Genomic DNA, 12,240 nt, shown 5'->3' with positions numbered 1-12,240 from the left:
TCTACGGTTAGATCGAAATCTATTTAACTATAAGATCTATTTTCTTGAAAACTGCACACATAAAACGCCTAAAATAACTAAACCAATACCAAAAATCTTACTTAATGGGATTGGATTTTGGTTCATACCAAACCAACCAAACTGCTCTATCAATGCTGAAATAAGTAATTGCCCAGCAATAACCATCACAAAAAAGGTCGTACTACCAATTTTAGGTACTAAAATTAAAGCAGAAGTAAGATAAAGCATACCTGCAATACCACCAAACCAAATCCAAATTGGCTGACTAAAAAGCTCTACACTAAAATTAGGTCTTGGTACTTTAAAAATAAAGAGTAACGGAATTAATACTATAATACTAACTAATAGTGATATTGCACTTGCCCATAATGGATGACCTAATTGACGTGCTAAGATAGCATTACTTGCAGCTTGAATAGGAACAACTGCACCGGCAAGTAGTGCAAACATTGCGAGTAAAATCCCTGATAATGAAAGAGTTGACATAAAAACCTCATGACTAATGGCTTATCGACATTGATTTAACATTATATTAGTGAGAGATGTTTATATTGGGAAATGAACAATTTTATAAGGCGCTATTCGTGAAATGAATAACTTAAGAAAACTAGATTTAAATCAAATGGTTACTTTGCTGTTTTTATTAAGAGAGCGCCATGTTAGCAGAGCCGCAGAAGTGCTACATAAAAGCCAACCAGCAGTTAGCCATACGCTAAATAATCTTCGAGAACTATTTCAAGACCCCCTACTTATTCGTCAAAATGGGCAATATCAGCTAACAAGCAAAGCTGAATCACTATATCAGCCATTAACTCAAGCACTAATGCAGTTAGATAGCATTATTGAGCAGCAAGACTTTCAGCCTATTCATTGTCATCGACGATTTAATATTGCGATGTCTGATTATGGTGCCGCACTTATTTCAACAAAGTTGATCCCTTATTTGTGTTCACAGGCTCCAGAAGTTGATATAAAAATATGGCATTGCAGTCGAGAAGAAATGCAAAGTAAACTACATGAGGGTAGCTTAGATCTCGCATTCGGGGTATTTAATTCACTAGATTACACCCTCTGTTCACAGACAATATTTACCGATAATTTAGTCAGTGTTATCGATAAAACGGTTTATTCTAAACCAACAATAAATCTAGCCGAATGGCTTTCATTCCCTCATATTTTAGTGAGTATGAAGCCTTTTGATGCTAATGAAATCGACCATCATCTTCAATTAATTAACCAACAACGCCGTATTGCTGTTACTGTGCCTTATTGGCAAATTGCACCGCAGCTATTAGAGAATACTAACCTAATACTTACCATCGCTAAGAAAGCACTTCCAAAGAATATAAGTGAAAACTTTTCTATTTTTAAGCCACCGTTTGAGATCCCAGACTTAGAGTTTCAGATGATATGGCATCAACGAAGTGATAATGACAGTGCGTTAAATTGGCTAAGGGAGACTATGGTAAACCTTTTAAAAGAAGAAAAGTTATTATAAGTAAATGTTATAAAGCAAGTGAAAATTAAAGAATAAAAATAGGCTTAATGTAAAAACACTAAACCTATTTAGTTATATTTATGAATTTATGTTGCTATCGATAAATAGCTTACTTTCTAGCTATCTTGTTATAGTCGATAGCTGATTTAATAACTATGTGAATAGTTTTTATATCGATAACCTTGAGACTTCATGCATTCCGCAATAAGCTCTGTTTTTTCATTAGAATTAACTTTAGCAATGCCAATATCAAATTTACATTTAGCTAATGTATTTTGAGCATCATCATAAGGCACTCCCTCTTTATACCATCCGGGACCAACAACACAACTAGATAATATTAGTACTGATGATATAAGAATAGATATCTTTAACGCTTTCATTGTATACACTTAATTTAGAATAAATATGATAAACCAATAATAGTTATTAGACCCTGTTTTTGTTTAGTAATGCTGCTATTGGCAGCATCTCCTAATAAATAGTACCCTCCATTTTTAAAGTTCAAATAGAAGCCATTATTTATTCTGTAGTTTATTGCAAATAGAGCGCCTACATCTTTAAAACCCGCCTCTGGAATGTACTCTGTAAATTCAGTGTTTAAAGATTGTTGGTAACTAACACCAAAATAAGCCTGATTATAATTTTTATTTACATAACGTGTTGAGATATTTGAATCAATTGACCAATCACTATTTATATCAAAATGTGAATTTAAACCAAATTCAATGCGTGTTGCATTATCGACATTAACATCACCATACTCTCGCTTTCCCAGAGCAGTAAGTGAATTAATATAAATAATATTTTTATTTATTATATAACTAAGTTCTATTCCCGCGGCAGCACCACCTTTTAAATCCCCCATTCCTTTTAGATCTTTGTTTTTATTGCCAGCAAAGCCTATTTCCTCTTTTCTTCCTTGCATATAACTACCAATTATTCCGAAATTGAAGTTATCAAAGAGATTGTATTGCCATTTTGCACCTTGAGTTCCGATGCTAAAAATGCCATAACTTTCTGTTGCTGCTGTATATTGTGCTAAAGCATCAGGAATAACAATGTACTTATCAGATCCTTCATAAGCTGAGGACATTCCCAAACCTAATCCAATTTGAATATCACTCGCCATTAAAGGTGATGAAATAATAAGCGGCAGCGTAGCTGCAATATGTTTAAATGACATAATGTTCCTATACAGAAATAATAAAATAGAAATAATAGTTAACAAAAAGAGAAAGTAATAATAAAAAATAAATAATTTTTAGAGTGATTGATTTAATTGTTTCATTAAAGATGATTTGGATTTTTCAACATATTCTTTTAATCCCTCGCTATCATAAAAGGCATTTTTATCACCGTTATTTAGTTTGTTTAACTTATCTTCAAGATTAAATCTATCACCTTTGCTGGCAATAAATATATCGACCTTTTGATTAGCTAAAATATTTTGGCTATATTTTAGATCTTCTACTATTTTCGGATAATTTAAATTGTTTTTTAAAAAATAATCAGGTGTTGCTAAGCTATCTGCATAAATTAAGACATCATCATTTTTGAATGTTACTTTCCATGATGTGCTACCCGGCAAATGTCCCGGAGTAAATAGAGCAGTAACAATAATATTGCCAAGTATAAATGACTCGTTATCTAACAACTCTATATCAGTATTTACTGATGGGAATAATAACGCATCACCTAATGCAAAATCTTCTGCGCCACCTAGTTTTAATTGTTGTGCATTGATTTTATTCGATACAACTTTTGCACCACTAAGTTCTTTAAGTAATGCTATTCCTCCTGCTTGATCTAATCTTGCATGGCTATTTAAAATATATTTAATATCTTTCACATCAAAACCAATATTTTCTATATTTTCCTTTATTTGTAATGCACTTTCATTAAGCCCTGCATCAATTAAAATATGACCATCTTCTGTTGTTAGCAGAATAGATGTCAGATTTTTAGTACCGACATACCAAACTTGAGGCGCTATTTTAAAAGGCGCAATAGGTTTTGCCCATTCTTGAAATATGCTTATTGGTGGTACTTCTGATAATGGTTGTGCTGGATTTAAAGCCGCCATTGTTATCGGCGTAAAAATCATTCCCAATGCTAATAGTGTTAGTTTTTTCATTTTTTCCGTTAATCATTTGTAATTGAAAGCTGATTTTAGTATAAAGAAAATGAATCCTGCTCATTAGTAAGTAACTAAAATGAATATTGCTCAATTTGATTTTAATCTTCTTAAAGTTCTGTATGCCCTTCTTCAGACAGGATCAACCCGAGATGCTGCACTAAAACTTGGAATATCTTCTTCCGCGGTAAGTCATGCATTAAGCCGGCTTAGGGTTGCTTTAAATGATCCACTATTTAAAAGAGAAAATAACTGTCAGGTACCAACGCCTTTTGCTTTAGCGCTAAAAACGCGGTTAGTACCATTATTTATTTCGCTAAATGATGATTTATTCAAAGACAACAATGAGGAAGTAAAGGAGTTTAAAATAGTTATTCCTCCCGCACTGACGGGAGTAGTCACTTCAACGTTAGCGAGTTTATCTTCACAGTTAAATTTTTCGGTAATATGCATACCTTTTCAACGACGTTCGTGGCGAGAAGAAGTGTTGGATGGCAGTGTTGATTTGGTTTTAGCTGTTGGCGATTATCAAAACCCGGTATCTTCATTACGTTTTGATGATGTGGGATGCGCAAGATTAGTCGTAATTTATGGCGAACCATTACGTGCCAATTTTGAAGGTATGGATAAAATAAGCCTTGAACAGTTAGTTGCTTATCAACATGTATATTGTTTACCTTGGGGACAAGATGAAAATGAGATAGATAGGCAATTGCGTAGAAGAGGTTTAAATCGAAGTATTGGATTTAAATGTAATGACTATTCACAGGTGATCCCTGCTATTACTACAGCACCTTATATCGCTATAGTTCCAAAACCGTGGTTAGATGTTTTACAAGAAAAATCACGCGTTTATGAATTACAGCTTAATGATGAATTAGCGATTGGCAAATTATTTCTGATGCACAGAAAATCGTTATCACCTTGGAAGAAAAAAACAATTTCATCTGTAAAATTAAAGCTTAAATCTTTCTATATCTAATGGTTATTAATAAAAAATTTAAGTTTTTCTTTTTTTTTATGAAATAATTTAACAATATTCTTATACTCAGTATCTAATACATCATGAAAAAATCATACAAACAGATTGTTTGCTCTTTATTATTTTTATTGGCTCTATTCGTTTTAGGCGTTATTTATTGGCTTAAATTACCCTACTCCTTTTCTTCTCAGCGACAAATTGCTACTGCTTTTATTAATAACATTAACAATGAAGAGTATGAACGGGCATTTGAATTAACACAAAAAAATAGCTACACAGGAAAAACGCTAGAAGAGTTTAAAGATCATGCGCTCAAAGAGATACGAGGTGCTGATTATAAATTTGCTTATAGTTTTCCAAACCAGACGAATGGAAATCGCTTACGCCGTTGGTTTAATGGCACGGAAGTGGAAATGCGTGATATTAACCTAGAATTTAAAGGACCCTCTGATCTCAGAATAACCTTAAGACATACAAATAATAACCAATGGAAAATTTATTACATTACAAGTCATGCTGGATAAAAATAAGAAATCATCTTATATATTATTATTGTAAGATGATTTCATTCATTCAAAATATACTTGAGAAAAATAATTATTAATTTATCGATCACAATCGACGGAATAGTATTTATCTATCCTATTTTGATAAGTTTATTGCAACAAGTAATTTTAACCGTGAATGCTTATCTTTTATTCTTTTTGAATATACACTTAGTGAATCTATATTAATATCTTTAAATTTATTATCAATCCTAGATAATTCAAATTCAACAACATATTCTCTGTTGACTAATAATGTATATAGATCATAATCTTCCCCTATAGTGTGTTCCAAACAGTATGCACTTATTATTTTGTTAAACCTTGCCTTTAAAAAGTGATTAATAATATTGTTATTTAAAATAGAATGTTCACTTTTAATTAAGCTATCATGAATAATACTTTCCGTTCTAGAACCAATTAATTTCATTTTAACCTACCATCTGACATAAATAATGTACCGATCATCAATGATGGGAACCAAGTTGTATTGTTTTTTAACGTAATAAACGGAATTGGTTATTTCCATTTATTATAATCATTTGCAGTTAAAATATATATTTGAAAATCATTAAATCTCGATTAATTCACCAATAAAATCATACTTTAAAATATTACTTATATTTTTTCTGGTTGATTTATCTATTAAGTATTTTAGGTAATTATTAAAATCCCAATGGGTATTTTTTATCACCTCTTCATTTTCATCATACTGATAAACTTTATTTGGATTATCTGAATAAGTTAATAATAATAGATGTTGCGTTTCTGATTCTATCGAAAAAAAGAAAGGTTTTTGTACTAATAAATTGTGTTGTTGTATACTACAAAGTTCAGAACAACTCCCTATTTGAAACTGCACATGATCTCTGACAGAAAAACTATTACGGTAAAATAACAATGAAGAATCGCCGAAGAAACCACCACTGCAACGCCCCATACAACTTAGAAAATCATATAGTTGCTCTGTTACATTAATACGATATAGACGTTCAATTTTCTTTATCTCATCATCTGAATACCCTTTTATTTTATGAATATCGATAGAGAGCTCTGGATATACAGCATGTAAATCATTTATTAGTTTATTATTTTTCATGGGTAAACTTATATAGTAAAAAATCACCTTACATATAATTTCTATAAGATGATTTTAGTATTAAATTAAGTATTTCGACTAATACAACGTGTAAATGCTTCTTTTATTGACTCACCTAAAACCTCGTCACTACAATTAGTTTTTAATGTAATAATTGCACTATCGGGTATTCCCTCACCTACCCAATGATCCATACGTAAATGGTTTAGAGGACTAATAGTAATTTCACCATCTACAAGCTCTAAGCTACATCGATTCATATTATTAAAGAGTGCTGTTTTATTTTTGTAACCATATTCTTTAATGATTTTTTTTATCCAGTCTTGATAAGATTTTTTATCATTATACATTTGATGAAACTCATCTGAATTTCCTTTTATCTGTTCGCTTTTAATCAGAGCAATTTTTGCATAATGACCTAACTCTGCTTCAATGATATGATTAGGTAAAACTGTATAGCCTTTTTTTAGATCCATTATATAGATAGAATGACCAGAAAAAGTTAATAAAATATAATGAGTATCATTATAATAAACACTTGCTCTTAATTTATTATTTTTTAATTTAAACATCAACTATTCCTCAATAATCGTAATATTAACTTTTATATTTTTTGATGATGCATTTTTGATAGAATTATTAATAGCATCCCATTGTTCTTTATTGGTTTTTTCTGGAACCCCCAATTCTAATGTTTTTAACTTTACATCTTTTTTAGAAATTTCTGTAGTTCCACGACCATCACCACTATAACCATCTATTTTTGAAATGTATGTATTTAATGTATTTTCTATTGATTTTGGATTTTTAATCCGTGAGGCTGTTTGGGTATTTAATGTCTTTACACTAATATATTCACCTGTATTACCATCATAATAGTCAAATATTTTAGCGTTAAGATGTAATCGTGTCAGTCGTTTATTTGATAGACCAATGTAATTCTCAAATGTCATTCCTTGCTCTACTATTGTACCTTGGTACATCCATTTCATTGTGATTTTATTTCCCAACTTGTCAATAAAATAAATATCATTTATTGGTATAAATTGCGTTTTGTTGGCATTAAAACTTATAGGACTATAAATTCTATTACCATTACGCCTAGTTATTGACGCACCTATTGCAATTACTGAAGTTAAATTTTCAAGTGTTTTTTTATCCCATCCAGTAAATTTACTCACATTTTCAATCCATTGATTTTTTGAAAATGTTTCACTATCGGTTAATTTATCTGCTTCAGTGTAAGTAAATAATTTAATTTTTTCATAACCACTAAATAGGGGATAATTTCCACCTATCCTGGTTCTCTCTTTTGTGATCCAATAATCTGAAAGTAATGAATCTTCCACATGTGTATATGGGTATTTCTTCATTAAAGACTCATAATAATTTCTTTCAGATGAATCTAATGATTCCTGAGCAATGCAATAAACTTTTCGACAAGACGCAGCTAATAAGCGCTCTAATTTATTTTTATCTCCATTGGCTAATTTATTAATTGCTTTTGTTTCTTCTAAATAAAGTTGTCGATTATAACGTTCTACTAACTCTGCTGAATTAGCCGCACTAATAGTGATTGTTCTTTCTGGGCTTTAATATCCGCAGATATGCCTTTTGGTGTATCAATTGTGAGCTTTCCGCTAATATAAAGCTCAGGTAATTATCGCTACTCTTTGTTAATTATTAGCATAATTAGTTTTATTCAAAAATAAAACCAGCTAAGATAATTCTATTTTTAATTTAATTATTTACAATTGTTAAAAAATATTTTTATATGGATATGATAAAAAATCACCTTACATAAAATTAGCATAAGGTGATTTTATTTATAACCCATTTAAACCATATAATTTCACATCATTAAATTTCAATCAACTCACCAATAAAATCATACTTTAAAATATTAATTATATTTTTTCTAGTTGATTTTTCTATTAAGTATTTTAGGTAATTATTAAAATCCCAAGGGGTGTTTTTTATCACTTCTTTATTTCCATCATAACTATAAACTTGGTTTGGATTATCTGAATAAGTTAATAAATATAAATATTGTGTTTCTGATTCTATTGAAAAAAAGAAAGGTTTTTGATCTAATAAATCGTATTGTTGTATAATACACAAGTTTTCACATGCATCAATTTGAAATTGAACATGATTTCTAACAGAAAATTCATGACGGTAAAACAAAAGAGATGAATCATCAAAAAAACCGCCGCTGCAACGACCCATACAGCTTAAAAAATAATATAGTTGATCTATTATTTCTATATCATAGAAACATCTTATTTTTTCCAGTTCATCATCTGAATACCCTTTTATTTTATGAATATCGATAGATAACTCTGGATAAATGGAGTGTAGGTTATTTATTAATTGATTGTTTTTCATAAAAATCCTTAATACTTATAAAGAAATAGTAAAAGATCGCTACTATATTTATTTTAAAATATTAATTAGCTCGCCTGTAACACAATATTTGTTTACACACTTTCTAGTCTCTATATTAATTAGTCTTTTTAAATATTGATAAAACGTCCAATCTGTTCTATTTACTATCTCTTCATTTTCATCATAATGATAAACTTGGTTTGGATTATCTGAATAAGTTAATAAAAATAGATATTGAGTTTCTGATTCTATAGAGATGAAAAAAGGCTTCTGTCTAATTAAATCAAATTGTTGTATATTGTATAGGTCCATACATTTGCCAATTTGAAATTGTACATATCCCCTAACAGAAAAACTATGTCGATAAAACAACAATGAAGAATCACAAAAAAAACCGCCGCCACAACGCCCCATACAACTTAGGAAATTATATAGTTGATCTGTTACTTTAATATCATAAAGACGCTCTATTTTCTTTATCTCATCATCAGAATACCCTTTTATTTTATGAATATCGATAGAGAGCTCTGGATATATAGCATGTAAATAATTTATTAGTTTATTATTTTTCATGGGTTAGTTCCTATTGTTCCATGATATATAGTTATATCATAGTTTTGATTTAGTTTTGCAAAATTTAAACTCATTTTATTACAACCAATACACATTCCTGGAATATTTAACGATGTGTTCTGAATAGATAATGCTATTTTTATTTTTTCTCCATTATTATTTCTGTGTAAGTAGTCAAATATTTTTTGCTCAGCATGATTAAAATTATTATCTGTTGTTAATACACTAGGTGTTGTTTTTTTATCTTGACTAATTACTTTATATATTATTCCATTAATATTAATTAATTGAGGTGATCTACCACTCCATGCCTTTCCACTAACGGCTAGAAAATACTCTGTATTTTCCCCTTTAGTTACAGCCGCAATAGCATAAGAAACAGCGGAACTATCTTTTTTATAATCAGCTTTAAGATATCTAAAAGTCTGAGCTCTAATCTTATCAACATCCAATGCAGTATTATTAAGCTTACTTAAATCCAATACTCGATAATTTGTTAAAACTGGTTTTCCTGCTATGGTCGCATTTCGTAGCTCTTGCGCTGTATATCTAAGAGCCTCTTTAGCACCTTTAGCATCGACCTTAGCAACTTCATTAAACGTAGTAACAAGTTCTTCTGCCTGATGGAGCACATTTTTTATTTCATGCGCATTTTTAGAGGCTATATAAAATGAACCTGTAGTTGCGGCAGGTGCTGCTACAGTTGCTTCTGCTCCCACAACGTTATATAGGTGAACAGAAGAATTATTTAAACAAATAAAAGGTGTTGTTTTACAAGTGCTAATCGCTGTTTTAGCTGTTGCTAATAATTGAGGGGCAACAGCAATTACATATGCGCCTACATAAAGAACAGAATAACCAAGCGCACCAACTGTTAATGAAAAAGTTAATGCTTCTTTTCGTGCATCAACTCTTTTTTGTGCTTCTTTATCACCTCGCATTGCGAGATATAAATCTTCACCTGCTTCTATATCAGATGGGCTGATATAATGTGTTTCATCATTAAATCGATAAACAGTCTCCGCACTATTAGCTCCACTATAAGCACCTTCTGGTTTATTAGTGGCTAATGCACCCGCTAGCCCACCAATAAATCTAACAATCTGAGGATTAAATTCAGAATTACTTTTAAGAAATTTATTAAATTCATATAGTTGTTTATTTGATTCGCTCTCAAATTGAGGCTCAAATAATTTACTTTGTAGCGATATCGCCGCTATCTCTGCTGCCAAAGCGCCTGCTACTGCGCCGGTAACACTGCCTCCTGCAATTTCCGCACTTATACCTGCAACCACAGAATGACTTAAAATCTTACCTGCATGCCCTAATACCGCACCGTTATTGCCAATCAAATTCGCGCCTTCAGCATGAAATTGACTGCCAATATTGCTAAGTAATGCTGTTTTAAAATTATCAATAAAATTGCCGCCTTGGATTGCGGTGCCAAGGGTTGAACTCACCACAGAGTGAGCGGCAACACGCTGTGCAACTTGATTCCAAGTGGCGTTATCGGTCGCAAGTAACTTTCCTGTCGAGGGTAATGTTCCCCCTTGGATTGCCTTATCCCATCCCATAAATTGGTCAAGACCTTGCAACGCGCCAGCAACTGCCATGCTGGTAACAATCGATTTTACGGTGTCACTACTACCAAGAGATTTTACGGTTTTAAGAAGGTCGCCTCTGTTTTCAGCTAAAGAAACAGCCGCTTGTGATGCTAAAGAGGCAAAGCCTGCTTGCGCGGCAACCGATGCTGTAGAGGCTATACTTGCTGAAGCACCGGCAGCCGTTGCTGCTTTACTTGCCATTCCCCCTATTGTTGCTGCAGTAGATGTTCCATAAGTCGCAACACCAACGGCTATCGCAATAATGGCACCCACAACCGGATTTAATTGCTGGCTCTTTTCATCCCAACTGGCATATGTCTCTTTAACTAAATTCCAATTGACGTTTTCATGCTGTTGAAGATCGTTAAGCCAAGCATATTCAGGGGTATTACTTAAAACCGTTAATACCTGTTCTAACGTCTGTTTTTTCTTAGTTTTAATATCAGCGGAAATACCTGCTGGGGCATCAATAGTGAGCTTTCCACCAATATAAAGCTCAGGTAATGCCCAGTTTTCTTTGTTATATCCCTGATTACGTTGGGTGATATAAATATCTTTTGAATGGGTAATAACTTGTTTAAATGCCGTATTTTTTACCGCTTTAAAATTAACTTTTCCCGTTTTACTGGTAATTTTGGCGTTTTTTGCCGTGTTAATTTTGGTTGCTTCTAACGTGATATCATCTTTAGCAAATAAGCTAATATCGCCATTGGCAATAAACTCGGTGACTTTATTATTTGTATTATAAAATGTTTTCGTGTATTTCTTTTTGGTAATACACAAAGTCCACCAATTACATTTTTTCTTTTTCTCTTTGTAATAACTCGATTCTTCCATCGCTTGTGCGTAAAGAAATCCGCCTTTTGCTGCGATATCTATTGCGTTATTAGCGGTTAGTTTTGATGCCTGAAATAAAATACTGCCTTCAGACAATAGGGTTAAATTTTTACCACTCGAGATATCTGTACCGATATGTTTATAAATATCTTCTAGATCAGAACCTGATCCTTTACGAAAATGCGTTCTTACCGATCCCAATTGAATATTTCCACCACTCGATATTGTGATGTCACCCTCTGATTTAATGGTGCTACCTTGAGTTGTAATGGCGTCATTAGAGGCAAGTGTAATACCCTTATTTCCCGTAATAGCTGTGGTGACATACTGAATATCTTGATCATCCTCATGGGGATTTTCGATAGTGGAATAAGCGGTTGCACCCAGTTTTATATCTCGACCTGATAATACAATCGCTTTATCTTGTGAAGACAAAACAGTTGAAGTTAAATCAATATCACGAGCAGCATTTAATATAATATTATTGTTGGCGAATAATTTAGATTGTAACTTTGGGTAATGAATATCACTAAAGAAAGGATCCGCTTCTTTTATT

At 31.8% G+C, this 12,240-nt stretch carries 14 protein-coding genes; 3 read left to right on the top strand and 11 right to left on the bottom strand.

The features are described from left to right. Positions 1–36 precede the first annotated feature (36 nt). A complete protein-coding gene (locus ABN099_RS08120; protein ID WP_349463147.1) occupies positions 37–507 on the bottom strand; it encodes a DMT family transporter in 471 nt (156 codons plus the stop codon). Positions 508–610: 103 nt separating this feature from the next. Between ABN099_RS08120 and ABN099_RS08115 the strand changes: the two genes are divergently transcribed. Beyond that, positions 611–1,519: a LysR family transcriptional regulator gene (locus ABN099_RS08115; RefSeq protein ID WP_349463146.1), complete on the top strand. Its 909-nt coding sequence runs from the start codon at positions 611–613 to the stop codon at positions 1,517–1,519. Between the two features lie 146 nt (positions 1,520–1,665). Here the strand turns inward: ABN099_RS08115 and ABN099_RS08110 are convergent, their stop codons facing one another. The 3 genes from ABN099_RS08110 to ABN099_RS08100 form a co-directional block, all read right to left on the bottom strand. Continuing rightward, positions 1,666–1,902 carry a hypothetical protein gene (locus tag ABN099_RS08110; protein WP_349463145.1) on the bottom strand — a complete coding sequence of 79 codons (237 nt, stop codon included), beginning with the start codon at positions 1,900–1,902 and terminating at the stop codon, positions 1,666–1,668. 14 nt (positions 1,903–1,916) lie between these two features. Then, complete coding sequence (locus ABN099_RS08105; protein ID WP_349463144.1) at positions 1,917–2,705, bottom strand: MipA/OmpV family protein; 789 nt, start codon at positions 2,703–2,705, stop codon at positions 1,917–1,919. Between the two features lie 78 nt (positions 2,706–2,783). Continuing rightward, positions 2,784–3,656 (bottom strand): HARLDQ motif MBL-fold protein, encoded by an 873-nt coding sequence (locus tag ABN099_RS08100; protein WP_349463143.1) that lies wholly within the window; start codon positions 3,654–3,656, stop codon positions 2,784–2,786. A gap of 79 nt (positions 3,657–3,735) precedes the next feature. Here ABN099_RS08100 and ABN099_RS08095 point away from each other — a divergent pair, with 79 nt between their 5' ends. After that, entirely contained in the window at positions 3,736–4,638 is a 903-nt protein-coding gene (locus ABN099_RS08095; RefSeq protein ID WP_349463142.1) for a LysR family transcriptional regulator, read from the top strand. An 83-nt stretch (positions 4,639–4,721) separates the two neighbouring features. Continuing rightward, positions 4,722–5,162 carry a hypothetical protein gene (locus ABN099_RS08090; protein ID WP_349463141.1) on the top strand — a complete coding sequence of 147 codons (441 nt, stop codon included), beginning with the start codon at positions 4,722–4,724 and terminating at the stop codon, positions 5,160–5,162. A gap of 118 nt (positions 5,163–5,280) precedes the next feature. Here ABN099_RS08090 and ABN099_RS08085 read toward each other — a convergent pair whose 3' ends face one another. The 7 genes from ABN099_RS08085 to ABN099_RS08055 form a co-directional block, all read right to left on the bottom strand. Next, positions 5,281–5,613: a hypothetical protein gene (locus ABN099_RS08085; RefSeq protein ID WP_349463140.1), complete on the bottom strand. Its 333-nt coding sequence runs from the start codon at positions 5,611–5,613 to the stop codon at positions 5,281–5,283. A gap of 141 nt (positions 5,614–5,754) precedes the next feature. Next, positions 5,755–6,282, bottom strand: a complete 528-nt coding sequence (locus ABN099_RS08080; RefSeq protein WP_349463139.1) for a hypothetical protein — start codon at positions 6,280–6,282, stop codon at positions 5,755–5,757. A gap of 65 nt (positions 6,283–6,347) precedes the next feature. After that, entirely contained in the window at positions 6,348–6,854 is a 507-nt protein-coding gene (locus ABN099_RS08075; RefSeq protein ID WP_349463138.1) for a contact-dependent growth inhibition system immunity protein, read from the bottom strand. Positions 6,855–6,857: 3 nt separating this feature from the next. Then, on the bottom strand, positions 6,858–7,655 hold the full coding sequence (locus ABN099_RS08070; RefSeq protein WP_349463137.1) for a hypothetical protein: 798 nt from the start codon (positions 7,653–7,655) through the stop codon (positions 6,858–6,860). Positions 7,656–8,142: 487 nt separating this feature from the next. After that, positions 8,143–8,670, bottom strand: a complete 528-nt coding sequence (locus ABN099_RS08065; protein WP_349463136.1) for a hypothetical protein — start codon at positions 8,668–8,670, stop codon at positions 8,143–8,145. A gap of 48 nt (positions 8,671–8,718) precedes the next feature. Further along, positions 8,719–9,243, bottom strand: coding sequence for a hypothetical protein (locus ABN099_RS08060; RefSeq protein ID WP_349463135.1), 525 nt, complete (start codon positions 9,241–9,243; stop codon positions 8,719–8,721). Then, positions 9,240–12,240: DUF637 domain-containing protein (locus ABN099_RS08055; RefSeq protein ID WP_349463134.1), on the bottom strand; the 3,001-nt coding region annotated here is incomplete at its 5' end. The genes ABN099_RS08060 and ABN099_RS08055, both read right to left, overlap by 4 nt.

This window comes from Proteus hauseri, from assembly GCF_040139125.1.
Taxonomy (GTDB): domain Bacteria; phylum Pseudomonadota; class Gammaproteobacteria; order Enterobacterales; family Enterobacteriaceae; genus Proteus; species Proteus hauseri_B.
The sequence above is the reverse complement of the archived record's forward strand: the minus strand, read 5'-3'. Positions and strand labels throughout refer to the sequence as shown.

What these genes read in the sequence shown, in the direction of transcription:
- ABN099_RS08120 (WP_349463147.1), bottom strand. Translation starts at nt 507, where the DNA reads ATGTCAACTCTTTCATTATCAGGGATTTTACTCGCAATGTTTGCACTA.
- ABN099_RS08115 (WP_349463146.1), top strand. Translation starts at nt 611, where the DNA reads ATGAATAACTTAAGAAAACTAGATTTAAATCAAATGGTTACTTTGCTG.
- ABN099_RS08110 (WP_349463145.1), bottom strand. Translation starts at nt 1,902, where the DNA reads ATGAAAGCGTTAAAGATATCTATTCTTATATCATCAGTACTAATATTA.
- ABN099_RS08105 (WP_349463144.1), bottom strand. Translation starts at nt 2,705, where the DNA reads ATGTCATTTAAACATATTGCAGCTACGCTGCCGCTTATTATTTCATCA.
- ABN099_RS08100 (WP_349463143.1), bottom strand. Translation starts at nt 3,656, where the DNA reads ATGAAAAAACTAACACTATTAGCATTGGGAATGATTTTTACGCCGATA.
- ABN099_RS08095 (WP_349463142.1), top strand. Translation starts at nt 3,736, where the DNA reads ATGAATATTGCTCAATTTGATTTTAATCTTCTTAAAGTTCTGTATGCC.
- ABN099_RS08090 (WP_349463141.1), top strand. Translation starts at nt 4,722, where the DNA reads ATGAAAAAATCATACAAACAGATTGTTTGCTCTTTATTATTTTTATTG.
- ABN099_RS08085 (WP_349463140.1), bottom strand. Translation starts at nt 5,613, where the DNA reads ATGAAATTAATTGGTTCTAGAACGGAAAGTATTATTCATGATAGCTTA.
- ABN099_RS08080 (WP_349463139.1), bottom strand. Translation starts at nt 6,282, where the DNA reads ATGAAAAATAATAAACTAATAAATGATTTACATGCTGTATATCCAGAG.
- ABN099_RS08075 (WP_349463138.1), bottom strand. Translation starts at nt 6,854, where the DNA reads ATGTTTAAATTAAAAAATAATAAATTAAGAGCAAGTGTTTATTATAAT.
- ABN099_RS08070 (WP_349463137.1), bottom strand. Translation starts at nt 7,655, where the DNA reads ATGAAGAAATACCCATATACACATGTGGAAGATTCATTACTTTCAGAT.
- ABN099_RS08065 (WP_349463136.1), bottom strand. Translation starts at nt 8,670, where the DNA reads ATGAAAAACAATCAATTAATAAATAACCTACACTCCATTTATCCAGAG.
- ABN099_RS08060 (WP_349463135.1), bottom strand. Translation starts at nt 9,243, where the DNA reads ATGAAAAATAATAAACTAATAAATTATTTACATGCTATATATCCAGAG.